At 63.0% G+C, this 23,321-nt stretch carries 21 protein-coding genes; 11 read left to right on the top strand and 10 right to left on the bottom strand.

Translation table 11 applies throughout. The features are described from left to right. Positions 1-118: 118 nt before the first annotated feature. Positions 119-847 (bottom strand): type 1 glutamine amidotransferase, encoded by a 729-nt coding sequence (locus BUB29_RS08305; RefSeq protein WP_033523353.1) that lies wholly within the window; start codon positions 845-847, stop codon positions 119-121. Between the two features lie 102 nt (positions 848-949). Here BUB29_RS08305 and cysS point away from each other — a divergent pair, with 102 nt between their 5' ends. The 6 genes from cysS to rimM all read left to right on the top strand — a co-directional run bounded on the left by cysS (position 950) and on the right by rimM (position 7,306). Then, on the top strand, positions 950-2,593 hold the full coding sequence (gene cysS, locus BUB29_RS08300) for a cysteine--tRNA ligase (RefSeq protein ID WP_033523354.1): 1,644 nt from the start codon (positions 950-952) through the stop codon (positions 2,591-2,593). A gap of 208 nt (positions 2,594-2,801) precedes the next feature. Further along, complete coding sequence (gene ffh, locus BUB29_RS08295) at positions 2,802-4,451, top strand: signal recognition particle protein (protein ID WP_033523355.1); 1,650 nt, start codon at positions 2,802-2,804, stop codon at positions 4,449-4,451. 235 nt (positions 4,452-4,686) lie between these two features. After that, positions 4,687-5,712 (top strand): endonuclease/exonuclease/phosphatase family protein, encoded by a 1,026-nt coding sequence (locus tag BUB29_RS08290; protein ID WP_033523356.1) that lies wholly within the window; start codon positions 4,687-4,689, stop codon positions 5,710-5,712. Between the two features lie 184 nt (positions 5,713-5,896). Continuing rightward, positions 5,897-6,364 carry a 30S ribosomal protein S16 gene (gene rpsP, locus BUB29_RS08285; RefSeq protein WP_033523357.1) on the top strand — a complete coding sequence of 156 codons (468 nt, stop codon included), beginning with the start codon at positions 5,897-5,899 and terminating at the stop codon, positions 6,362-6,364. A 42-nt stretch (positions 6,365-6,406) separates the two neighbouring features. Further along, positions 6,407-6,640, top strand: a complete 234-nt coding sequence (locus tag BUB29_RS08280; protein ID WP_033523358.1) for an RNA-binding protein — start codon at positions 6,407-6,409, stop codon at positions 6,638-6,640. Positions 6,641-6,691: 51 nt separating this feature from the next. Continuing rightward, positions 6,692-7,306 carry a ribosome maturation factor RimM gene (gene rimM, locus BUB29_RS08275; protein ID WP_033523359.1) on the top strand — a complete coding sequence of 205 codons (615 nt, stop codon included), beginning with the start codon at positions 6,692-6,694 and terminating at the stop codon, positions 7,304-7,306. 19 nt (positions 7,307-7,325) lie between these two features. Here the strand turns inward: rimM and BUB29_RS08270 are convergent, their stop codons facing one another. Next, on the bottom strand, positions 7,326-8,237 hold the full coding sequence (locus BUB29_RS08270) for a LysR family transcriptional regulator (protein WP_033523360.1): 912 nt from the start codon (positions 8,235-8,237) through the stop codon (positions 7,326-7,328). A 122-nt stretch (positions 8,238-8,359) separates the two neighbouring features. Between BUB29_RS08270 and BUB29_RS08265 the strand changes: the two genes are divergently transcribed. Together BUB29_RS08265 and trmD are read left to right on the top strand one after the other, a co-directional pair. Next, complete coding sequence (locus BUB29_RS08265; RefSeq protein WP_081888440.1) at positions 8,360-9,829, top strand: aspartate ammonia-lyase; 1,470 nt, start codon at positions 8,360-8,362, stop codon at positions 9,827-9,829. A 92-nt stretch (positions 9,830-9,921) separates the two neighbouring features. Next, positions 9,922-10,830 carry a tRNA (guanosine(37)-N1)-methyltransferase TrmD gene (trmD, locus tag BUB29_RS08260; RefSeq protein WP_033523361.1) on the top strand — a complete coding sequence of 303 codons (909 nt, stop codon included), beginning with the start codon at positions 9,922-9,924 and terminating at the stop codon, positions 10,828-10,830. Between the two features lie 112 nt (positions 10,831-10,942). On the opposite strand, the gene rsmD is transcribed toward trmD, so the two are convergent. From rsmD to rpmB, 3 genes are all read right to left on the bottom strand, one after another. Beyond that, positions 10,943-11,536, bottom strand: a complete 594-nt coding sequence (gene rsmD, locus BUB29_RS08255; protein WP_033523362.1) for a 16S rRNA (guanine(966)-N(2))-methyltransferase RsmD — start codon at positions 11,534-11,536, stop codon at positions 10,943-10,945. 10 nt (positions 11,537-11,546) lie between these two features. Continuing rightward, on the bottom strand, positions 11,547-13,952 hold the full coding sequence (locus BUB29_RS08250; protein WP_073117626.1) for an ATP-dependent DNA helicase RecG: 2,406 nt from the start codon (positions 13,950-13,952) through the stop codon (positions 11,547-11,549). 150 nt (positions 13,953-14,102) lie between these two features. Beyond that, a complete protein-coding gene (gene rpmB, locus BUB29_RS08245; RefSeq protein ID WP_033523364.1) occupies positions 14,103-14,297 on the bottom strand; it encodes a 50S ribosomal protein L28 in 195 nt (64 codons plus the stop codon). A gap of 264 nt (positions 14,298-14,561) precedes the next feature. Here rpmB and BUB29_RS08240 point away from each other — a divergent pair, with 264 nt between their 5' ends. The 3 genes from BUB29_RS08240 to BUB29_RS08230 all read left to right on the top strand — a co-directional run bounded on the left by BUB29_RS08240 (position 14,562) and on the right by BUB29_RS08230 (position 17,563). After that, positions 14,562-15,602, top strand: a complete 1,041-nt coding sequence (locus BUB29_RS08240; RefSeq protein WP_051915185.1) for a PfkB family carbohydrate kinase — start codon at positions 14,562-14,564, stop codon at positions 15,600-15,602. 58 nt (positions 15,603-15,660) lie between these two features. Next, positions 15,661-16,872: a DUF2974 domain-containing protein gene (locus tag BUB29_RS08235; protein ID WP_033523365.1), complete on the top strand. Its 1,212-nt coding sequence runs from the start codon at positions 15,661-15,663 to the stop codon at positions 16,870-16,872. Positions 16,873-16,942: 70 nt separating this feature from the next. Next, a complete protein-coding gene (locus BUB29_RS08230) occupies positions 16,943-17,563 on the top strand; it encodes a TetR/AcrR family transcriptional regulator (RefSeq protein ID WP_033523366.1) in 621 nt (206 codons plus the stop codon). Between the two features lie 148 nt (positions 17,564-17,711). Here the strand turns inward: BUB29_RS08230 and BUB29_RS08225 are convergent, their stop codons facing one another. The 5 genes from BUB29_RS08225 to BUB29_RS08205 all read right to left on the bottom strand — a co-directional run bounded on the left by BUB29_RS08225 (position 17,712) and on the right by BUB29_RS08205 (position 23,212). Further along, the gene (locus tag BUB29_RS08225; RefSeq protein ID WP_033523367.1) at positions 17,712-18,845 is read right to left on the bottom strand and encodes a D-alanine--D-alanine ligase family protein; all 1,134 of its coding nucleotides are present in this window, start codon (positions 18,843-18,845) and stop codon (positions 17,712-17,714) included. Positions 18,846-18,861: 16 nt separating this feature from the next. Then, on the bottom strand, positions 18,862-19,860 hold the full coding sequence (locus BUB29_RS08220; RefSeq protein ID WP_033523369.1) for an NAD(P)H-dependent glycerol-3-phosphate dehydrogenase: 999 nt from the start codon (positions 19,858-19,860) through the stop codon (positions 18,862-18,864). Between the two features lie 101 nt (positions 19,861-19,961). Further along, on the bottom strand, positions 19,962-20,843 hold the full coding sequence (locus BUB29_RS08215; protein ID WP_033523370.1) for a lysophospholipid acyltransferase family protein: 882 nt from the start codon (positions 20,841-20,843) through the stop codon (positions 19,962-19,964). Between the two features lie 162 nt (positions 20,844-21,005). Continuing rightward, the gene (murA, locus tag BUB29_RS08210) at positions 21,006-22,331 is read right to left on the bottom strand and encodes a UDP-N-acetylglucosamine 1-carboxyvinyltransferase (protein ID WP_033523371.1); all 1,326 of its coding nucleotides are present in this window, start codon (positions 22,329-22,331) and stop codon (positions 21,006-21,008) included. Between the two features lie 185 nt (positions 22,332-22,516). Further along, positions 22,517-23,212 carry a hypothetical protein gene (locus BUB29_RS08205; protein WP_033523372.1) on the bottom strand — a complete coding sequence of 232 codons (696 nt, stop codon included), beginning with the start codon at positions 23,210-23,212 and terminating at the stop codon, positions 22,517-22,519. Positions 23,213-23,321: the final 109 nt, after the last annotated feature.

Raw genomic sequence — 23,321 nt, 5'->3', positions numbered from 1 at the left:
AATGTAGTGGTACGGCGGAACACCACGCCTTACGATTCGCCGACGATTCCCCGTACTCCTTATATACGGCGGCTATGTACGGCGGCTATATGCGATGGCTATATGCGATGGCGATGCGTCACCGCGCCAGGGAATGGGCGTAGGAGTTGCAGCGTGCGGCGAAACCGGAGAACACCTGATCGGCGAGCGGCTGCAGCTGCGGATCGTATGCGGCGAAGTCCTCGCGCAGTTTCGATTTCGAACCGCCTGCCGCTTTCAGCTCCTTGACCATGCTCGGTTCGTCGAGCCATTCCTCCAGCAGGGTGGGGGTGACTTCCAGATGGAATTGCAGGCCGAGCGCGGAACCGAATCTGAAGGCCTGGTTCTTGGTGTTGGCGGAACGTGCAAGCGGCTGCGCGCCTTCGGGCAGCGATACCACGTCGTTGTGCCAGTGCAGCACGTCGATGGTTTTGTTCCACATGGAGAAGTAGTCGTGTTTGTCGATGCGTTTGATAGGTGCGAATCCGATTTCCGGTTCCTTACCCGGTTTGAGTTTGGCGCCAAGCGCCGTGGCGATGATCTGATGCCCCAGACAGATGCCCAGGACCGGCTTGTTCACGGCGATCGCGGCGCGTACCAGTTTCGCCTCCGCCTTGAGCCCCGGGTACTTGTCGAAATCCTGTGCCCCCATCGGGCCTCCCATGACCACCACACCGGCGAGGTCGTTGAAGTTCGGCAGATCCGGCTTCTTCGTCCCGGCGATGTTCACGATCTGATAGGGCAATTCCATGTCGTCCAGGCTGTCGAAGATACGACCTGGCTTCTCCCACGGGACATGTTGCACAATCAACACCTGAGGTTTCGTCATACCCCCTATTGTGGCACGACCCACGTAAACTGCAAACGTTTGCCATGGTAACGTGAGACCACCTGCCGGCCTTGTCTGGTTTCGTGCCTAGGCTGGGGTGCTATGGCAAACACTCAGGAACCGCAGGATTTCAACGCTTCCGTCATGCCGAGCACGCTTGTCTCGGCCCGCGTGGCCAAGGCAGCCGCCGGATTGAAGCTGTACGATACGGCATCGCACGCTGTAAGCGCATTCACACCGATCAAACCGGGCGAAGTGGGCATGTATGTCTGCGGCGCGACGGTGCAGTCCTCGCCGCATATCGGCCATATCCGCGCCGCCGTGGCATTTGACATCGTGCGCCGCTGGTTCCTCAAGCTCGGCTATCAGGTGACGTTCGTGCGCAACGTGACCGACATCGACGACAAGATCCTTGACAAGGCCGCCGCGGCCGGCCAGCAGTGGTGGGCGCGCGCCTACTATTACGAACGCGAATTCACCCAGGCCTACGCCGATCTGGGTGTGCTGCCCCCGACCGTCGAACCGCGTGCGACCGGTCACATGGCCGACATGATCGACATAATCCAGCGCATCATCGATAACGGCCACGCCTATGTGGTGCGCGACGAGAACGGAGAGCCGACCGGCAACGTGTACTTCGACGTGGCATCCTGGCCGCATTACGGCGAGCTGACCCATCAGAAGCAGACCGCTGTGGCCGACGCCGCCTCCGAAGTGGCCGATGCGATGGGCCCGTCCGTCGACAATGCGGGCGATGACAAGTACAATCCGGTCGATCCGGCGGACGCGTCTCCCGACAAGCATGATCCGCGTGATTTCGCGCTGTGGAAGGCGCCGAAGGATTCCGATCCGCTCGACGCACGGTGGAACACCCCGTTCGGCACGGGTCGCCCGGGCTGGCATATCGAATGCTCCGCGATGAGCCACCGCTACCTGAAGGACGGTTTCGATATCCACGGCGGCGGTCTTGATCTCCGCTTCCCGCACCACGAGAACGAGATGGCGCAGACCCGCGCGGCCGGTTACGACTCGGCCGCCCGCTGGATGCATTCGGCTTGGGTGACCGCCAAGGGCGAGAAGATGTCGAAGTCGTTGGGCAACGGCCTGTCCGTGCCGGCCGTGCTGGCCGAGAACTCCGCATGGGTGGTGCGTTACGCCCTGGGCGGCGTGCAGTACCGTTCCATGCTCGAATGGTCCGATCAGACGCTCGCCGAAGCGCAGTCCGCCTACGAACGCGTGTCGAACTTCATCGAACGTGCGGGCATCGCCGTCGGCGAACAGCCCACGCGCGCCGAAGTCGCCTCCGTCCCCGCCGATGATCTGCCCGCCGATTTCGTCGCCGCGATGAACGACGACATCAACGTGTCGGGCGCCACCGCAGCCATCTTCACCGCCATCCGTTCCGGCAACACGCTGCTGTCGAAGCTGGCCGATCACGCCGATTCCGCCGAGGCCAAGGCCGAGGTCCGCACCGCGCTGCTCAACGTGCGTGCGATGCTCGGCACCTTGGGTCTGGACCCGTTGGCCGAACCGTGGGCGAACGGCGGCGCGGCGGGCGGCGCCGGGGAAGGCGAATCCTCCGAGCATGATGCGCTCGACGCCCTGATCGCCGAACAGCTGCAGGCTCGCGCCGAGGCCCGCAAGGCCAAGGACTTCGCGAAGGCCGACGCGATCCGCGACGCGCTGAACGCCGCCGGCATCGCCATCGAGGACGGCCCGCAGGGCTCCACCTGGTCCCTGCAGTAGCGGCGGGCGGCAGACACCCGCGAATAAGCGACCCATTTGGACGAAATCCGGCTCTTTTTCGTCCAAATGGGTCGCTTTATGATCGGTTTCGTCCAAATGGGTCGCTGAATCCCGCATGCGACCGTGTCCGCCCGATGCCGCCGGCAGCCGGTCACCGGCACGTCCCAGCCCGGATATTTCCCGCGCGGCGGCTAGACTTGGGAACATTATGGCAGCATTTAGTTCTTTGACAGACAAGCTCTCCAGCGCGTTCAAGCATCTGAAGAGCAAAGGTAAGCTTTCCGAATCCGATATCGACGGCACCATCCGCGAGATCCGCCGTGCCCTGCTCGACGCCGACGTGGCGCTCAGCGTGGTCCGTTCCTTCACCGCCCGCATCCGCGAACGCGCGCTCGGCACCGAAGTCTCCCAGTCCCTCAACCCAGTTCAGCAGGTCGTCAAGATCGTCAATGAGGAGCTGACGGATGTGCTGGGCGCCGGTGTGGACCGCCCGCTGAATTTCGCGAAGAATCCGCCGACCATCATCATGCTCGCCGGTCTTCAGGGTGCTGGTAAGACCACGCTTGCGGGCAAGCTCGGCTACTGGCTGAAGGATTCCGGCCATACGCCGCTGCTGGTCGCGGCCGATCTGCAGCGTCCGAACGCGGTGACGCAGCTGCAGGTGGTCGGCGAGCGTGCCGGCGTTCCGGTGTACGCGCCGGAGAAGGGCGTGCAGTCCGATGGCGGCGAGGATGTGACGGTTCCCGGCATGACCACGGGCGATCCGGTGAAGGTCGCGCGCGATGCGGTGGAACTGGCCAAGCAGAAGCTGTATGACACGGTGATCATCGATACCGCCGGTCGTCTCGGTGTCGATGAGGAGCTGATGAAGCAGGCTCGCGATATCCGTGATGCCGTGCAGCCGAACGAGATCCTGTTCGTAATCGATGCGATGATCGGCCAAGATGCCGTGCAGACCGCCAAGGCCTTCGATGAGGGCGTCGATTTCACCGGCGTGGTGCTGTCGAAGCTCGATGGCGATGCCCGTGGCGGTGCGGCGCTGTCCGTGGCGTCCGTGACCGGCAAGCCGATCCTGTTCACCTCCACCGGCGAGGGGCTGAAGGACTTCGAGGTCTTCCACCCCGACCGTATGGCGTCGCGCATTCTCGATATGGGCGACATCATGACGCTTATCGAGCAGGCGCAGAAGCAGTTCGATGAGGAGGAGGCGCGCAAGGCCGCTGAAAAGCTGTCCGAGGGTTCCTTCGGCCTGGATGATTTCCTTGACCAGCTGCAGCAGGTGCGCAAGCTCGGCCCGATGAAGAACCTGCTGGGCATGATTCCCGGCATGGCGGCGCATCGTAAGGAACTTGAGCAGTTCGATGAGCGTGAGGTCGATCGTACCGAAGCCATCATCCGTTCCATGACGCCGGCCGAACGTCGCGATCCGAGCATCATCGACGGTTCCCGTCGTCGCCGTATTGCGTTCGGTTCCGGTGTGACCGTCTCCCAGGTGAATGCGCTGTTGCAGCGTTTCGAGCAGGCCGCGAAGATGATGAAGCGCGTGTCGAATAACAATGGCGGCGGACTGCCTGGTTTCGGTGGCCCGGCCATGGGCAAGAAGGCCAAGAAGGGCAAGAAGAAGAAGGGTTCCAAGTCGGGTAATCCGATGAAGCGCGAGGCCGAGGAGAAGGCATTGCGCGACAAGCTGGCCGGCAAGCCCTCCGGCGGCAACGGTGGTTCCGCGTTCGCCAAGAAGCCGCAGAACCCGGCGCTGCCCGCCGGCCTGCAGGATCTGATGGGCGATGCCGACGAGAACGGCATGCCTGATCTGCCGCCGAATCTTGGCGGTGGTGTCGCGGGCTTGTTTGGTCGCTGATCGACCGCACGACCGTAGCGTATGGAAAAGCTGGATGGGGAACGACTCTCCATCCGGCTTTTGCATACCCTCGCCACCCGATTCCCCTGGTATTCCAGACAGGTCAATCTCACGCCGAAAGCACCTATATCGTTCCTCTTCGGGCCGAGAACACAGATATCACACAAGCGAGCCGCTAGAATACCCAAAGACGTGCGGCGAGAATGTCCGCGTATTCCGACCGACTGGGGGTTGTATGACGATCGCGCTTATGGTGTTGGCCGTACTGCTGTGGTGTTGGCTGCTGCTCAGCTGTCTGCCCGCCAGAGCCGAGGCCCATATGCCGATGCCGTATCTCATCGCGCTGATTCCGCTGCTATGGGTGCCGTCGCTGGTGTTGGCGGTGGCGGCGGCATGCTGTCAGGCGTGGATACCGATGTACGCGTTCGTCTTGGCCGCTGTGGCATCGGTGGCACGGCTGTGGCCGTATTGGAAACCGACCAGCACGCGTGAAACATTCTGTGAAACATCATTGGGCGATGGCGACGGGCGGAACGCGGCGGTCAGGACCCTGCGCGTGATGACGGTGAACTGCCGGCATGGCCGCGCCGATGCGGATGCCATCGTGCGCGAGGTGCGCAGACGGCACATCGACGTGCTCGCCACCCAGGAGACCACCGCAGAACTCATCTCCCGTCTGCATGAGGCAGGCCTCGGCAGCGTCCTGCCCTACCATCAATCCGGCGACGACAAGCCCACCGACAACGGCGGGTTCAATATGCTGTTCTCCCGGTTCGCACCCGTCAGCTCCACCGCCAGCGCCATCGAGATCCCCGCGGCGGATGTGCCGTCGATGACGTTGAACCTGCTGCCCTCCCCCGATACCGGCACGGACGGGGTCCACCATGTCACGTTCGCGTCGGCGCACCCGAAGTCGCCGATGCGCGGATGCCCGGAATGGTCCAAGGGCATCAGGTCCCTGGGAGCGGTCGCGAAGCTTGCCACAGGCAATGACCCACAAGGCATCGTCGTGGTGATGGGTGACCTCAACTCCTCCATCGAACACCCCAGCTTCCGCACCCTGCTCGCCTCCGGTTTCAGCGACGCAAGCCGCACCCAGGCGACGCATCGCGTCATCACGTTCCCCAGCTGGCTGAAATGGCCGCACATCGAACTCGACCACATCCTGTTCACCCCGGGCCTGCGCCCGAGCAACGTGGAATCCTTCATCATCCCCGGCACCGACCATTACGCGCTCACGGCGACCCTCACGCTCGACTGAATCGCTTCGGCGCGGCCTCTGCGGATACCGGTGCCCACGTCCGCCCCCACGCGCTATAATAGGCTAGTTATTCACGTGCGCGCGGCGCCCTCTACACCCCGTGCCGTGAGGAACGAGTGGGTTTCGGATTCCGTGCCCCACACAGAAAACGAAACGCACACCCCTACATATAAGGAGAGCCATTTTGGCAACCAAGATTCGTCTGAAGCGCATGGGTAAGAAGTTCTACGCGTTCTACCGCGTGGTGATCATGGATTCCCGCCAGAAGCGTGACGGCCGTGCCATCGAAGAGATCGGTACCTACAACCCGAACACCCAGCCTTCCACCATCGTGATTGATTCCGAGCGCGCCCAGTACTGGCTCGGCGTCGGCGCTCAGCCGACCGAGCAGGTGAAGAAGCTCCTCCAGATCACTGGCGATTGGCAGAAGTTCAAGGGCATCGACGGCGCCGAAGGCACCCTGAAGACCGCTGTGGCCGGCCCGGATGCCGCCGCTCGCGTCGAGGCCGTGGAAGCTGAAGCCCAGAAGCTCAAGGCCGCCAAGTCCGAGGCCGAGGCCAAGGCCAAGGCTGAGGCCGAAGCCGCCGCTGCAGCCGAAGCCGAGGCTCCGGCTGAGGAAGCCGCTGAAGAGGCCCCGGCTGACGCCGAGTGAGCTGAGCCCTAGCGCAAAGCAAACGAGAAAGGCTGACTGATCATGCTTGAACAGGCTGTGGAGCACCTTATTAAGAACGTCGTCGATTTTCCCGATGATGTGTCGGTGAAGTCCCGCGAGAACGCGCGTGGCGAAATGCTTCGTGTGCGCGTGAATCCCGAGGATATCGGTCGTGTGATCGGTCGTTCCGGCCGTACCGCCAACGCGATCCGCACGGTGGTGCAGGCGTTGAGCGACCACAAGGTCCGCGTCGACATCATGGATGTGCGCCGCTGATTCCACGTCGAATCCGCGCCTCATCCGTACCGATGGGGTAGACTGCACAGCATGGCAGATCAGAACATGCATGAGAACCCTCAGCAGCGTGAGCTGCTGAGGGTTTGTCGTATCGGCCGCGCCCAGGGTATGAAGGGCGAGGTCACCGTACAGGTGTTCACCGACGAACCGGAGTGGCGTTTCGCACCCGGTTCGGAACTGTTCTCGCAGGATGGCGAGCAGCGGTATGTGGTGGAACGTTCCCGTACGTTCAAGAACCGATGGATCATCAAGCTGGAGGGGTGCGACGACCGTAACGCCTCCGAGGCGTTGAACGGCCTCCAGTTGTACGGCGAGGCCGACGATCCGGAGGATATGCTCGAAGCCGACGAATGGTATCCGAAGGATCTCATCGGCCTTGAGGCGCGAATGGAGGAGGACAACGAGATCGGCGCGCCTGCGGGCAAGGTGATCGGCAAGGTGGTCGACGTGATCGACTCCCCCGCGCAATCGCTGTTGAAGATCCGTTTGGCGGAACCGGTCGAAACCGGTACCGCGGCGGATGGCACACCAATCGTGGAGAAGACCGCGCTGGTGCCGTTCGTGGACGAATTGGTGCCGCAGGTCGATCTGGAGGAGGGCTACCTGACGCTCGACCCTCCGGGTGGGCTGATCCCCGGCCTGTGACGCACGGCGAAGCCCCGCATCAGGCGGCTTCGCCGGTCACCTTGTTAAGCAGCATGTTGACGGCGAGATCGGCGAGATGCGCGGCGATGGGCGACAGCTCCCAATTCTCGCGCCGGACCAGCGCGAAAGTGTCGTAGATCGGGCATTGGAGCGTTGTGACGTGGATGTTCGACGGGAAATGCGCCGACTGAGCCACGGCCTGCGGCACGATCGAATCGCCCAGACCGCGTGAGACGAGCGACATCGCCGCATCCACCGACTCGACTTCGATATCGGGTTCGAGCGTCACGCCGAAACGTTGCGCCTGCTGGATGAGCTGCAAACGTGTCGGATCCTCCTCGCCATGCCGTGCATCGTAGAGGATCAACGGCTCCTTGGGCATGTCGAGCGGGCTCATCGGCTGTGCGCAGCGTTCGGGCTTGCTGCTGGCCCATAGGATCTCATGGCGCATCAACGGTTGGATATGCAGTCCCTCGGTCGGCACCGGCAGGCAGAGCAGCCCCGCCTCGAGCACGCCGTTGCGTACGGCATCGGCCACTTCGAAGGAGTTCTGGCCCAGCAGCCGGATGCGCACGTTCGGATGCGCTTCGCGGAACACCGCCGCCAGTTCGGAAAGATGATAGTAGTTGGCGTTCTTCAGGATGCCGAACGACACCGTTCCGCCTTCGCCCGCGCCCAATGCGTTCAGCGTGCTGTCCGCCCCCAGTTCGGCGTCGAGCAGGCGTTTCGCCCAAGGCATCAGCGCCTGGCCCGCGGTGGTGAGCACCAATCTTCGCCCTCGGCGTACGAACAACGCCATGCCGTAACGATCCTCCACCTTGCGTACCAATTCGGAGACCGTCGGCTGCGTGAGACCCATGTATTCCGCGGCTGCGGTGAAGGAGCCCAACGTCGCGGCAAGGTAGAACGCTCGTATCTGGGTAATAGTCATAGGGTAATCCTATGGGATACGAAGGATATCCACCTCTTGTACGATACAAAACCTGCGCCTAAGGTGAGCCGTGTTTTGGGTATCCGTCTAAAACGAACCACAAGCAACGAGAGGACATCGTCATGGCATTGGCAGCACAGCACACCGCAGCACGTATCGCAACGGCCGTCGAATCCGCGGATCTTACGGCTATCGAATCGCAACCCACGCGCATCGAACACGATTGCATCGGATCAGCGGCCGTGCCCGCCAACGCCTACTGGGGCATCCACACCCTCCGCGCCATCAGCAACTTCCCCGTCTCCGGCATCACCGTCAGCGACCACCCGGAAATCATCCACGCCTACGGCAATGTGAAACGCGCCTGCGCACGCGCCAACCGCGAGCTCGGCGGCATCGACGCTTATCAGGCCGAACTCGTCGACCGCGCCTGCGCCGACGTGATCGCCGGCAAACTCGACGACCAGTTCCCCATCGACGTGCTCCAGGGCGGCGCCGGAACCTCGACCAACATGGACGTCAACGAGGTCATCGCGAATCGGGCGTTGGAGCTCGGCCACTACCCACGCGGCGAATACGAGATCATCCACCCGAACGACACGGTGAACAAGTCGCAGTCGACCAACGATTCCTACCCCGCCGCCGCCCGCCTTGCGCTCATCGACGCCTCGCGCGGCCTGATCGACAGCACCCGCAAGCTCGCCGCCTCGTTCTCCTCCCTGTCGCAGCGCACGATGACCGCGGTCACGATCGGCCGCACGCAATTGCAGGACGCCGTGCCCATGACCTTCGGCCAGGAGTTCGGCGCGTTCGCCACCCAGCTCGGCTCCGACGCCGCGATGCTCGAACGCCAGCATGAACCGCTGAGCGTCGTGAACCTCGGCGGCACGGCGATCGGAACGGGCATCTGCGCCGACGTGCGCTTCCGTGAACTTGTGGCCAAGCATCTCGCCAAGCTCACGGGTCTGCCGATCCGCCCGGCCGCCGATCCGGTCGGCGCGACCAGCGATGTGAGCGATTTCGTCACGCTGTCCGGCGTGATCAAACGCACGGCGCTGCACTTGGGCAAAATCGCCAACGATCTGCGCCTGCTGGCCAGCGGGCCGCGCGCGGGACTCGCGGAAATCAAACTGCCGGCGCGTCAGGCCGGTTCCTCGATCATGCCCGGCAAAGTGAACCCGGTGATTCCGGAATGCATGAACCAGACGGTGTTCATGGTGATGGGCATGGATACGACCGTCTCCTACGCGGCGGAAGCCGGGCAGCTGCAGCTCAACGCGTTCGAGCCCGTGATGCTGCACGCGCTGCTTGACGGCATGCATATGCTGGGCCGTGCGATGGACACGCTGCGCGAACGCTGTGTGAACGGCATCAAGGTGAACAAGGAGGTCGGCCTGGAGGAGGCGAAGCGTTCGTCCTCGCTGGCCACGTCGCTTATCGATTACGTGGGGTATGAGAAGGCCGTGCAGATCGCCAAGGACGCGTTGGCCAAGGGCATCACGGTACGTGCCGCCGCCGACCGTGACGGAAGCATCCGCCCGGAGATCCTCGACTCGATCCTCGATCCGCGCGATCTGACCCGCGTGTACTGACATACGCAGGCTCCCGATCATCCCTATGCGGGCGGCATCCGGCGCACGGATGCCGCCCGCATATTCCTGTACTCCGGTTACTCTGGGAAACTATGAGAATCGACATCGTTTCCGTGTTCCCCGAGTATTTCGACGTGCTGAACCTGAGTCTGTTCGGCAAGGCGCAAGCCAAGGGCCTCCTCGAAGTGCACACGCATAATCTCCGCGATTGGACGCATGACGTGCATCATTCGGTGGACGATACGCCGGTGGGCGGCGGCGCGGGCATGGTGATGAAGCCCGTGGTGTGGTCGGAATGCCTTGATGAGCTGTTGGGCGCGGATCTGCGTGAGCCCGATACAGCCGATGAGCCAGATACGTCCGATACGTCTGATACCGGCGGCGAGCCTGATACCGCCGACGAATCCGCCGAGCCGACCGAAGCGCCCGAGATAACCGAGACCGCCGCGAAGCGCCCGGTGCTCATCTTCCCGAACCCTTCCGCTCCCCTGTTCACCCAGCGCGACGCCACCGAGCTCAGCCACGCCGACCGTCTGTTGTTCGGCTGCGGCCGCTACGAGGGCTACGACGCACGCATCCCCGAGTACTACCGCACGCGTGGGGTGGATGTGCGCGAATATTCCATCGGCGACTATGTGCTCAACGGCGGCGAGGTCGCCACATCGGTGATGCTTGAGGCGATCACGCGCCTGATTCCGGGGTTCATGGGCAATGCCGAGTCGATTGTGGAGGAATCCTATACGGGAGACAATGCCCTGCTGGAACACCGCCAGTACACGAAACCGGCGGAATGGCGCGGCATTCGTGTGCCTGACGTATTGTTGTCGGGCGATCACGGCAAGGTGGACCGGTTCCGCCGCGATGAGGCGTTGACCCGGACGAACGAGATCCGCCCTGATCTGATCGAGGCGTTGGATTGCAGGAAGCTCGACAAGGCCGACCGTAAGACCCTTATGGCGCTCGGCTGGGAGGTCAGCGCCGACCATCCGCGCAAACGTTAGGCGGCACAGGCCCCATCGGGCATGAACGTCGAAGGCGTGACGGGCAATCCCCCGTCACGCCTTCCCATATCCCCGCGACTATAGGCAATCTCCGCCGTAGTGCCTTACACGGCTATATCGCGTCTTCACCGTTCTCCGCCGCTTCGATGTAGAACACGGCGGTTTCCCCGTAGGCACGCGACTGGGTGATTTCCCAGCCTTCAGGTGCCGTCGGATCGTCGGATCGGGCGGAACGTTCCAGCATGATCACGCCGCGCGCATCCACCCATCCGTTGGCGACCAGATCGGCCAGCAACCGGTTGCACGCCTCGGTTTCGAACGCATACGGCGGATCGATGAACACCACGTCATACGGCGCATCCGCCGTTGCCGCCGCGAGCGCCTCGGCCTTGCGCACCAGCACCCGGGCACGCAGTTCAGCCGTCCATGACCGATTGCGTTTCAACTGTTTCAGGGTTCCCGCGACCAAGGCCGCGGCGGGCTTCGATGCTTCCACGGCCACCAGTTCACGTGCCCCGCGGCTCAATGCCTCGATGCCCAGGGCGCCGGTGCCGGCGAACAGGTCGAGCACCCTCGCGTCGTCCAGCACGCCCCACGAGTCCAGATGCGAGAAGATCGCTTCCTTCGTGCGGTCGGTGGTGGGTCTGGTCCCCTGTTTCGGCGTCGCCAACGCCATGCCTTTGAATCGTCCTGAAATTACGCGCATACGCCTTAGCCTAGTTGCTAGTCAGGAATGTCTCGTTGCCGCGCGTGAAGTCGAGCACGGCTCCGGCGAGCTGCTTGTCGCCTTCCAACTGCGGGTCCGCGGCCAGCAGCTGTTCGGCGTGGGAACGCGCGTCGACGATTATATCGGCGTCCTGTACCACACGCAGCAGTTTCAGACTCGACCGCATACCCGACTGCGTGTCGCCGAGCACGTCGCCCGCGCCGCGGAATTCCAAGTCGGCCTGTGCGATTTGCGCACCGTCGAGCGAATCGTGGATGACCTGCAATCGTGCTTCGGCGGGAGACCCCGCTTCGGCACGGGAGACAAGGAACGCCCAGCTGTTCGTGCCGCCTCGTCCGACGCGCCCGCGCAGCTGGTGCAACTGGCTCAACCCGTAACGGTCCGCGTCGAAGATCACGATGCAGCTCGCCTGTTTCACATCCACGCCGACCTCGATCACCGTGGTGGACACCAGTACGGGCGTCTTGCCGGCCGCGAAATCGGCCATGACCTGCGTTTTGACCTCATCCTTGTCACGCCCGGTGAGCGTGGCGAATCCAATGCCTTGGAATTGCGGTAGTTTTTGCAATCGTTCCGCGATTTCCGCGACCGTGTGCAGCGGCGGCCTCGCCTGCTCCTCGTCATCGCCGACGGCGTAGGGGTCAAGCGTCGCCTCGTCGTCGGTTGTGCCGCCTTTCCCGTCATTCGATGTGTCGTCGATGCGGACGCACACGATGTAGGCGCGTTCGCCCGCGTCGATGCGCGCACGGATATGCGAGAACATGCTCGCCATGGTGCGCCCGTCATCCTCGTTGATGACGAAGGTGCGGATCGGCTTGTGGCCACCCGGCAGTTCGGTGAGCCATGAGATGTCGAGATCGCCGAACCAGGTCATGGCGGCGGTGCGCGGAATCGGCGTGGCGGTCATGACCAGCATGTGCGGCGTACTGCCGTCGACCGGCTTGGATTGCAGACTTTCGCGCTGTTCCACGCCGAAACGATGCTGTTCGTCGATGACCACCAGTGCGAGATTGGAGGCTTGGAACGTCGAGGAGAACGCCGCATGCGTGGCGATGATGATGCCGGGCTCGCCGCTGGCGGCCATGGCGTGCGCCTTGCGACGTGCGGCCAATTTCATGCCTCCGGTGATGAGCGTGACGGGTATCTGCGGTGATTCCAAGCCTTGCGTCATGGACCGGATGGTTTCGGCGTGCTGTTCGGCAAGCACCAGCGTAGGTGCGACCAGCACGGCCTGATACCCGGCTTCGACGGCCTGCAACATGGCGGCGAGCGCCACCACGGTTTTGCCTGAGCCGACTTCGCCCTGCAGAAGTCGCTGCATGGGGTGGTTCTTCGCCATGTCGCCGCGGATGCTGTCGATGACCTGACGCTGGCCTTCGGTGAGCTGGAACGGCAACGAGGCGATGAATCGGCTTACCAGCCCTTCGCCTTGTTCCTCGTCGCTGACGCACGGGTGCGCCGGGGTCGCGCCGCTGGCGTTGCGGGCTTGCAGCAGTGCCGTCTGGCAGATGAACGCCTCCTCGTAGCGCAACGTGCTGATGCCTTTGTGGAAGGCTTCGACGGATATGGGGTCGTGGATGGCGCGGAAGGCTTCGGCGCGGTGCATGAGGCCGCGTTCCGCACGGATGGTTTCCGGGAGGATGTCCGGGATGGCTTCGGCCAACGCCGCGGCGAAGCGCTGCTCGTCTTCGGTTTCAAAACCTTGCAGCGGGGTTCCGACCGAGGATGGGTCGGCCGCTTCCCGACCACCCACCATATTCAGTATTCCGACGATGGTTTCGTGGATGCGGTCGCTCGACAGTCTCGCCGACGCATGGTATACGGGCCGTGGCCGGCAGACGTGATCAAGTCCTTCCTTCACTGAGGACACGTCGTAATGTTTGGTGTGCGCCTGCGGCTGCGTCGCCGCGCCCGGCTGCACGTCGACGCTTTGGATTTCGGCGGGGGCGACGGTGACGATATCCGGATGCGTGAACTGCAGTTGGCCCATGTATTCGCTGGGAATGCCGCTGACGATCACCTGCGTGCCCGTGGCGAGGCGCATGGCCATCCAATCAACGTAGTTCCTGCGGTTCGAGAAGAACACGAGTCTGGCCATGCCCGCCGGCATCCGGCGGGTGGCGGCGAAGGCGGAATCCTCAACGACCGCTTCGAGACGGTAGCCGCGTCGCGCATTCATCGGGATGACGCGGCTTTGCGTCACGACGGCCGCGAACGCCATGGCTTCGGCCGGACGCGCCTCCCTGATGGCTCGCGGCGGCACCGGATCGCCCACGCGGAACGGGTAGTAGGTCAGCGCATCGCCGACGCTGACGATGCCGAACGATTTCAACGCGGATACCCGTCGCTTGTTGCTCAGCAGCGAATTGATGGGGGTGTCCAACGAAATACTCATACGTCCCATAGTATCCGCACCCGGTATCCACACCCATGCCGGCCGCCCCGGCCATTCACGGGCCCGTCGCCGCACGCAACTGCCGTCAGATAAAGCAAAACCCCGCCGAGTCAGAACTCGAACGGGGTTTCAACGCGATGTATCTCGCACTCACGCGGCCACGCGCTGAACCTTGCCGGCCTTGAGGCACTTGACGCACACGCGGACGCGAACGTTTTCGCCGTCAACGGTGGTGTGCACCGGCTGGAGGTTCGGGCGGAAGGTGCGCTTGTTGCGGATATGCGAATGGGACACGGAGTATCCGACCTGCGGACCCCTGCCACACACTGCACAACGAGCTGCCATGATGGTCTCCCTACATTTACATTGACTTGCAAGTCTGCGTAATTCAGACCGCACGTTGCCGAGCGGTTGAACACACAACTTCTCAACTATACAACCACCCCAGACAATTGGCAAATGAGCATGAGGTCATGAGCTCGGGACATCGCCGCGCCTGTTCGTCCACAGCGCAAGCTCCCACCAAGCTTCCAGTTTCCGGTTTTAGAATTCTGGACAATATCTTGGGATAACCCGATTGTTCCTCGACATTCCATCAAGGAGGATAGTATGCGACTCGGCACGATCATTCCCCGACGCGACGGCGGCAACGCAGCCGACAAACCAACCGTGATTTCGTTGGGACAGGTATGGATGGACGTCATGCTGGATGTGGACGATATGCCACAGGCGGGCGATTTCGCGATGACCAGCCACACCAAGCCCACACCGGGCGGCAGCTACCGCACCCTCGACGCGGCCAGTCGTATGGGCGTCAGGGCGCAGCATGCCGGCGTGATCGGCGACGGCGTGTGGGCGACGGCGATCAGGATGCTGCTCCGCCGCAACGGCATCGACCATATCGGCGAGAATCTCGACGGCGAGGATTCCGGATTCCGGCTGGTGTTCCAAGATGAGGAAGGCCGGAAAACCTATATCGCGCATTACGGTGCCGAAGCGAATGGCGACGAGCACACCTTCGACGCCATCAATCCTCCCCACGGCGCCGTGGTGCATATCGGCGGCAACACCCTCATGAATCAGACGGCGGCCGGTCTTGACGCATTCATCCGACGCGCGGGCAACGATCCACGCAAACGCGACTGGACGCTGGTGCTCAACTCCACGAACGCGCTCAACCAGGTGAGCGACAAGATGATCGAGGATCTGGTGCTCGCCCGCCCGATCTGGTCGTGCAACAGGCAGGAGGCCGGTACCCTCGCCGACAGGCTGGGCGTGCATATCGACGAAAGCTCCACGATGACGGTGGGCGGCGGTTTCGACAAGTCGATGAAACTGCTGTGCGACGAACTCGGCAACGCGTTGCGCGCGCCGCTGGTGGTCCGCGCCGGGTCGAGGGGCGCATGGGTGCGCCAGCCCGGTGGCCAAGTGGAGCATATCGAAGGTTTCCCCACCAAAGCGGTGCACACGCGTTCCGCCGGAGCCTGCCATACGGGTGTGATGTGCGCGATGCTGGCGAAGGGCTGGTCGCTCACCGACGCGGTGCGTATCGCCAACGCGGCCGCATCGCTCGCCATCAAGAACAGCGACTACGGCGTCCCGGTATGCCCCAGCTACCGGGAGACCATGGCGCTGCTGGAAGCGCAATGACACACGGTCTGACTCGACGACCGTAGAATAACGGTGTACGCAAGCTGAAGGAGCGGTCGTGGGCAATATCATCGATTACGCGCGCGAGGAACAGCGTTCGTTCGAGGAACTCCCGTTCAACGAAGTGGACGCCCTGGTTCTGGCGCAGCTGGCATACGAGGACATCCCCACGCTCGTCCCGGATCTGGACGACGAGCAGAACGCCTACGGCACACCGCTCGCCAGGCTGCGCAACTTCCGCCTTGACCGGCGTCATGTCGGCCGATCCGTGAAGGCGCTGTTCCGTGCGCCGTTCTCGCCCATCACCCTCAAGCAGATGGACGAGGTGCTGCACGGCGGCGCCGACATCGCCTGCCAGCATCAGGTGCACGCCGTCAACTTCACCGATCCGGCGATCACCCATTCGTTCGTGCGCACCGTGGCCGACAACCCGCGGTTCTCCGGCCTGCGCGTGGGAGCGTTCGCGGAACGGTTCGACGCCGAAGAACAGACGCAGACGGCGGCGCTCACCTTCCTGCTGCCCGATGGCACGCTCGTCCTCTCATTCCGCGGCACCGACGATTCGCTGGTCGGCTGGAAGGAGGATTTCAACATGGCCTTCCAGTATCCGGTTCCCGCACAGCGGATGGCCGCCGAATACGTGTGCGCGGTGGCGAAGCTCTGGCCGGGGAACATGATCCTCACCGGGCATTCCAAAGGCGGCAACTCCGCGGTATACGCGGCGATGGAGGCCCCGGAGCCGGTGCGCAAGCGCATCAGCGCGGTGTATTCGCTGGACGGTCCGGGATTCCCCGAATACGTGGTGACGGGCGAACGCTACCTGTCCACGGTGGAACGGGTGTCGAAGATCGTGCCCGATTCCTCGATCATCGGCATGGTGTTGGAAACGCCGGAACCGTGCGTCGTGGTCAAGGCCGACTGCGAAGGGTTGATGCAGCATTTCGCGTTCACCTGGCAGGTCGACGGCGACGCTTTCGTGCGCGTGAACGACATCGCGCCCAGCTCCCACGAATTCAATTCCTCATTCAACCGTTGGATGACCGGCCTGACCCGTGAGGAGCGTGAACATGCGGTGGATGCACTCTTCCAGGTGATCCGCGCCAGCGGGGCCACCACGTTCTCCGGGCTTATCGCCTCGATGCCGTTGTCGTTGCCGAGCATGATCGGTGCAATCGTCGGATTGACCCCGGACGAGCGCAAACATCTGCTGGAAGCCATGCGTATGCTCGCGGCCGCCGCCACGGCACGAAACCGAAATATCACCAGATAGTCTCAACAGCTAGTAGTATTGATGTCTAGTTATTGGAAACATTAATCGGACATTTGTCAAAGGAGCAACGATGCCCCGTCCTCGCCTTGATTGCGACACACCTTCGGCCATCCAACGCATGATCGACACCTTCTGGCAGCTGCTCACCGAACGCAACTACCGGAGCATCACGGTCACCGACATCGTACGTAGAGCGAACGTGAACAGAAACTCGTTCTACTATCATTTCAACAAGCTCGACGAACTGGCCTACCGCGCTATCCATGATGAGGTGAGCCGCTCACCGCTGCTGCAAAGCGGCGGCGCAGGCAACGTGCCAGATCTGCAGCATTGGCGCAGACACGTCGGCGAACTCATCTCCACCGACGAGGAACGCAAACGCACGGGCCGTCTGACCATGATCGTCGGCCCGCACACCGACCCCGTACTGTATTCGGCCTTCCATGACAACGAGCGCGAAGCCCTACTGCTCGTGTTGGGGCTCACACCCGAGGATGTGGATTCGCGCACCGACCTGATGCTCGATTTCATCATCGGCGGTATTCTGGGCATGCTGAACCGCTGGCTGCAAATGAATGAGGACCGTGATACCAGTCCGTTGACGGATGATGACGCCACAGCGCTTGCCGTCCGCGTCTACGCCCTGCTGTTGGAGAACTGCCTGCCGACCGGGCGGAAAGCCGTGCGCTGATCCCATAGGTCCGAAAATCGCGGGAAACGCAGGATTCTCGGAAACCGTGAAAACCGCAAGAAAACACACACCGCACATATACAGTGGGGGGTCATCCGAATAGTTGGACGACCCCCCACTGTTGTTTCCGCTGGTATGTTCAGCCGACTCAGCGCAGCACGCCTTCGATCAGACGCGTGATGAGTTCGGTGTAGCCGATTCCCGAAGCCTCCCAGGCCTTGGGGTACATGGAGATCGGCGTGAATCCCGGCATGGTGTTGATCTCGTTCACCATCACCGTGCCGTCAGGGGTGACGAAGGCGTCGACACGGCTCAGGCCGGCGCCGTCCACCGCCTTGAACGCGCGACGGGCCACCTCACGCACATCCTCGAGCACACTCACCGGCAGGTTCGCCGGCACTTCCACATGCGACGCGGAGGAATCCATGTACTTGGAGTCGAAATCGTAGAACTGATCATCACCCTGATCGCGATGATCCAGCACGATCTCACCCGGCCAGCTGACCTCGGGCTCGTCACCCGGAGCGGCACACAGCACGGCGCATTCAATCTCCCTGGCATCGATGCCCTGCTCGACCAGCACCTTCCAATCATGCTTGCCCGCCTCGGCCACGGCGGCACCCAGGGCGGCGATCTGCGCCTGCTCATCCTCGACCTGCTCGACCTTAGTCACGCCGAAGCTGGAACCGGCGCGGGACGGCTTGACGAACAGCGGGTAGGCGAGCTTGGCCGCCTTCACCGCCTCATACGCCGATTCGCCGGTGGCTTTGCGCGCATCGACCATAATGCCGGGCGCGGTGGGGATGCCCGCGGAGTTCAGCACGATCTTGGCGTAATGCTTGTCCATGCACGCCGCGGACGCGAACACACCGCAACCGACGTACGGCACATTCATCATTTCCAGCAACCCCTGCACGGTGCCGTCCTCGCCGTACACGCCGTGCAGCACGGGGAACACCGCATCGATATGGCCAAGGGAGACCACGTGGCCGGGCTGGTCGGGGTCATCCGCGAAGAAACCGTCCTGGCCGCGGGAAACGTCCAGCGTGACCGCACGCGAACCGGGGGTGGCGACGACTTCCGGAAGGGAACCGCCCTCAAGACTCCAACCGCGCGGATCCTCGCCGTCGACGATCCACTGGCCCGTCTTGGTGATGCCCACGGGAACGACATCGAAACGCTCGGTATCAATCGCCTTCAGCACGCCGGCGGTGGAGATGCAGGAAATGGAATGCTCGTCGGCACGGCCACCGTACAGCACCATGATGCGTTGCTTAGCCATATTCTTCTTGGTCCTTTCACTCGGCGGTGATGTTGCCGTCGAACAGTTGCGCCAGCATGTCGGCGCAGGAGATGCCTTCCTCAAGTACACGGTTCATGGCGTTGGCCAGCGGCGTGGGCATGCCGTACCGTTCGCCGAGCGCGACCACGGCGGCCGTGGTCGGCACGCCTTCGGCGACACCATTGCTGACCTTGGCTGCCTCATCGGGGGTCAGGCCCTTGCCAAGATTGGCGCCGAAAGTGTAGTTGCGGCTCAACGGGGAACCGCAGGTGGCGATAAGATCGCCCACGCCGGCAAGACCTGCGAAGGTCTTCGGATCGGCGCCGGCGGCCTCGCCCAACGCGGTGAGTTCGGCCAAACCACGGGTCTCGATCATGGCGGCGGTGTTCTCGCCGTACCCGGCTCCACGAGCCATGCCCACGGCCAGAGCCACCACGTTCTTCAGGCTGCCGCACATTTCCAGGCCGATGACATCGGTGGTGACGAACGCCTTGAAATAGTCGGTGGTGCAGGCGCGGGCGACTCTTTCGGCGTTGCCCAGATCGGCGCAGCCGACCACGGTGGCCGCCGGCTGGCGCACGGCGATCTCCTTCGACAGGTTCGGACCGGACACCGCGGCGAAATGCGCGGCATCCAGGTCGAGGGATTCGCGCACGACCTCATCCATACGCTTGTTGGTGCCGCGCTCGATGCCCTTCATCAGGCTCACCACGATCGCGTTTTCGGGAATCATTCCCTTGAATTCGGCGAGCGCCACGCGGGCGAACTGCGCGGCGATGGCGACCACAATGATCTCGGCGTTCCGCACGGCTTCGGCACGGTCGCCGGTCGCGGTCATATTGTCCGGCAGACGGTCCACGACCGGCAGACGCACGGCATTGCGGTGATGGTCGCGGATTCCCTCCACGATCTCCGGCTCGATGGCCCACATGGTCACGTCATTGCCCGCGTCGGCGAGCACCTGCCCGAAGGCGGTGCCCCATGCTCCGGCGCCCAGCACGGTAACATTCGTCATTTGCGCACTTCCTTATCCTTGCGTGTGGATGATTCGATACGTCGTTCCGGACCCATGCGTGAACCACCGGCTCGGCGTCACACATGGCAGCGGAATCAAGCTCAGTCGGTGACCCGCTTCATCGTGCGGAAATCCCAATACCCGTCCGGCGCTTTCTCGCCGCGGATCTCCTCCATGATCCGGGTCATGCGCACGCGGATGCGACGGGTGAGTTCGTCGGCATCCTCGGCGTTCGGCCATTCGCCCCACGACTCCTGATGCTCCAGCAGATCCGAGTAATCAAGACGGGCATCGTAGCACATGACCACGTTCTTGCGGGGCCAAGGCCACAGGTGATTGATGCTCGCGGCGCCCCAGGTCACCGCGCAGAACAGCGGGATCTGCTTGCCACAGCGGCGGGACGCCTCCAAGGCGATCATGCCCACGCCGTTCTTCATGCTCATCGGCCACTTCTGCGGGTCGCGGGTCACCGTGCCTTCGGGCCATACGGTGAGCGGACGGCCGGAGGTGAGAATGTCGACGGAGGTTTCCTCGATTGCCCGCGCCTGACCACTGCGGCGGCGTACGGGCTGCATGCCCACGGCTTGGAACCATTTGCCGATCAACGGCCATGTCGCCATCTCGGCTTTGGCCATGTACCTCGGGCGACGGCCCTGATGGAATAACGAAACCATCGGCACGAACACGTCGTACATGGTCACATGGGTGGCCGCGGTGATGAACGGGCCGGTTTCGGGGATGTTCTCCAATCCCCATGCGCGCACCTTACTGCGATTGTGCAACATCACGTCGCATCCGGTGAGCAGACGCCTGGTCGCCTTGGGATTCTGCGCGGCGATCTCCGCTTCATTGACGGTGCGCGGCTCGTTGGGCAGATCATGCAAGGGTTCCACGAGATGATGCTGCTGCGCGAGCTTCGCTACCTGCTCGTCGCTCAACGGTTTGACCGCCGAACGCGGCGAGGGTTTTCCTTTGGATGCCATGCCTACTATTGTGCCCCACACGGTGCCCTAGCGGGCGACCGATTCGATTCGTTGGTTCCTTCGCAGATTCAGGAACCCGTATATCCACGGGTTCACTATGGCTACGCATTAATCCGCATCAATGCTGAGGGCCCGTACCGCACGGCACGGACCCGGAGAATATCAGTCGAAGTTCGCACCCAGCGCTTCGAGCTTGCCACGGAAGTCCGCGTAACCGCGGTCGATCAGGCTGATGCCATGCACGTCGGACGGCCCCTTGGCGGCCAGTGCGGCGATGAGATGGCTGAAGCCGCCACGCAGATCCGGCACGTCGATGTCGCGTCCGGTGAGCGGGGTCGGCCCGAAGATCACCGCGGAATGCTTGTAGTTGCGCTGCTGGAAACGGCACGGCAGCGATCCGAGGCATTCACGGTACAGCTGCACGGTCGCGCCCATCTGCACCAGCGGCTTGGTGAAGCCGAAACGGTTCTCGTACACGGTTTCATGCACGATCGACAGACCCTTGGCCTGGGTCAGCGCCACCACGAGCGGCTGCTGCCAGTCGGTCATGAAACCGGGATGCACATCGGTTTCGATGGCGACGGGCTTCAGATCGCCGCCCGGATGCCAGAAGCGGATTCCCGAATCGGTGATGTCGAATTCGCCGCCGACCTTGCGGAACACGTTCAGGAAGGTCATCATCTCCGGCTGGGTGGCGCCCTTGACGAAAATGTCGCCGTGGGTGGCCAGCGCGGCGGAAGCCCAGCTGGCGGCTTCGATGCGGTCGGTCAGGGAGGTATGCGTGTAGCCCTTGAGCTCCTTGACGCCTTCGATGCGGAAGGTGCGGTCGACGTCGACGGAGATGATCGCGCCCATCTTCTGCAGGACGGCGACCAGGTCCATGATCTCAGGTTCGGTGGCGGCGCCGGACAGTTCGGTCTTGCCTTCGGCCAGGACGGCGGCGAGCAGGGTCTGCTCGGTGGCGCCCACGGAGGGGTACGGCAGATGGATCTTCGCGCCGTGCAGGCCGTGGGGCGCGGTGATGTGGATGCCGTCGCGATGCTCCTTGTTCACGTCGGCGCCGAGCTTGCGCAACGTGTCCAGATGGAAATCAATCGGCCTGCCGCCGATGTTGCACCCGCCGAGCGCGGGGATGAAGGCCTCGCCCAGACGGTGCAGCAGCGGACCGGAGAACAGGATCGGAATACGCGACGAGCCGGACAGGGTGTCCACGTCGGCCACATCGGCCAGATTGACGTTGGTCGCGTCGATGATGACGGTGCCGTTATTGCCGTCGAACGCCACGTCAACGCCGTGCAGACGCAGCAAATCGGAGACCACGTACACGTCGCGGATCTCAGGAACGTTCTTCAGGACGCTCGTACCGGGTGCAAGCAGCGCGGCCACCATGGCCTTGCTGACGAAATTCTTCGCGCCACGCACCTTAATCGTGCCGTTCAGCGGGCGACCGCCTTCGACGTGCAGCACGTCTTCTTTGTTCTCAGCCACGAATCAACCTCTCTTGCGTTTGCAGTGACTCCAAAACACCGCTCTCTAGTTTGCCATATCTCATGTGAGTACGTCGTGAAATACGCTGAACTCGTCAGCGCTGAGCGCAACATCACAGCATACCTTGCCGTCGGGAGTTCCGGGCGCCCGCCGATTCGCGGCATCGCACCGCAGATCAGGTCCGATCAGACGGTGCCCAGCAGGCCGCCGAACAGCACGATCAGCAGTGCGCACGCCTCGAACGCGAAGAACATGATGAACGAAGCCCAGCAGCGGGTCAGCACGTTGAGTGGGGAATCCTTCCTGATCACCACGAGCAGCCCGATCCAGACCGCGATGAACGCCGCGACGGCGAGGCCCGCCGCGATAATGCCGAGGTTCGCCGCGTTGGCGATCGGCGAGACCGAACCGTACACCACGTACGTGGAATACCAGAAGTCGAAGCGCAGCAATGCGAGCCCCGCGATGAACTGTTCGGCGGCGAGCGCGAACGCGAACAGGATGCGCCACAGCCAATGCGCGGAGTCGACCACCGCCAAGCCGAGGCAGGTCAGGGCCGCGAGCGTGGCCGTCCAGGAGACGAATGCCATGCCTTGGGGCGTGAGCACGTTGAAATGCTCGACCACCCATGCGGTGTGTCCTACGGCGAGCATGCGCCCGGCACCGTATGGCGCGACCACCGCGATGAGCACGCCGATGATGTACGCGATCCACCGCTTGGGGTGCGATTTGCTGCGTTCGATGTCGGCTAGGGAAAGCTCGGTTTCGGGAATGGTGGGATCGGGATGCTTCGATACCTCCACGGTCTCGACCTTGCCGCCGATGATTTCCGTCGCCTCATTAGCCGAACTGGTGGTTTCAGCGTGTGTGGTTTCAGCCATGCCGCCCCCGAAAAATCTTGTATTCTGCGTTTACCACCAGCATAGTAACGGCTCCCACCGGAAAGTGCGCGATCGGCGGGCTGTGCCGGCATGCGCATGGTCGCCGCAT

The organism is Bifidobacterium merycicum DSM 6492, assembly GCF_900129045.1.
Classification (GTDB): Bacteria; Actinomycetota; Actinomycetes; order Actinomycetales; family Bifidobacteriaceae; genus Bifidobacterium; species Bifidobacterium merycicum.
This window is presented reverse-complemented; position numbering and strand designations above follow the sequence as displayed.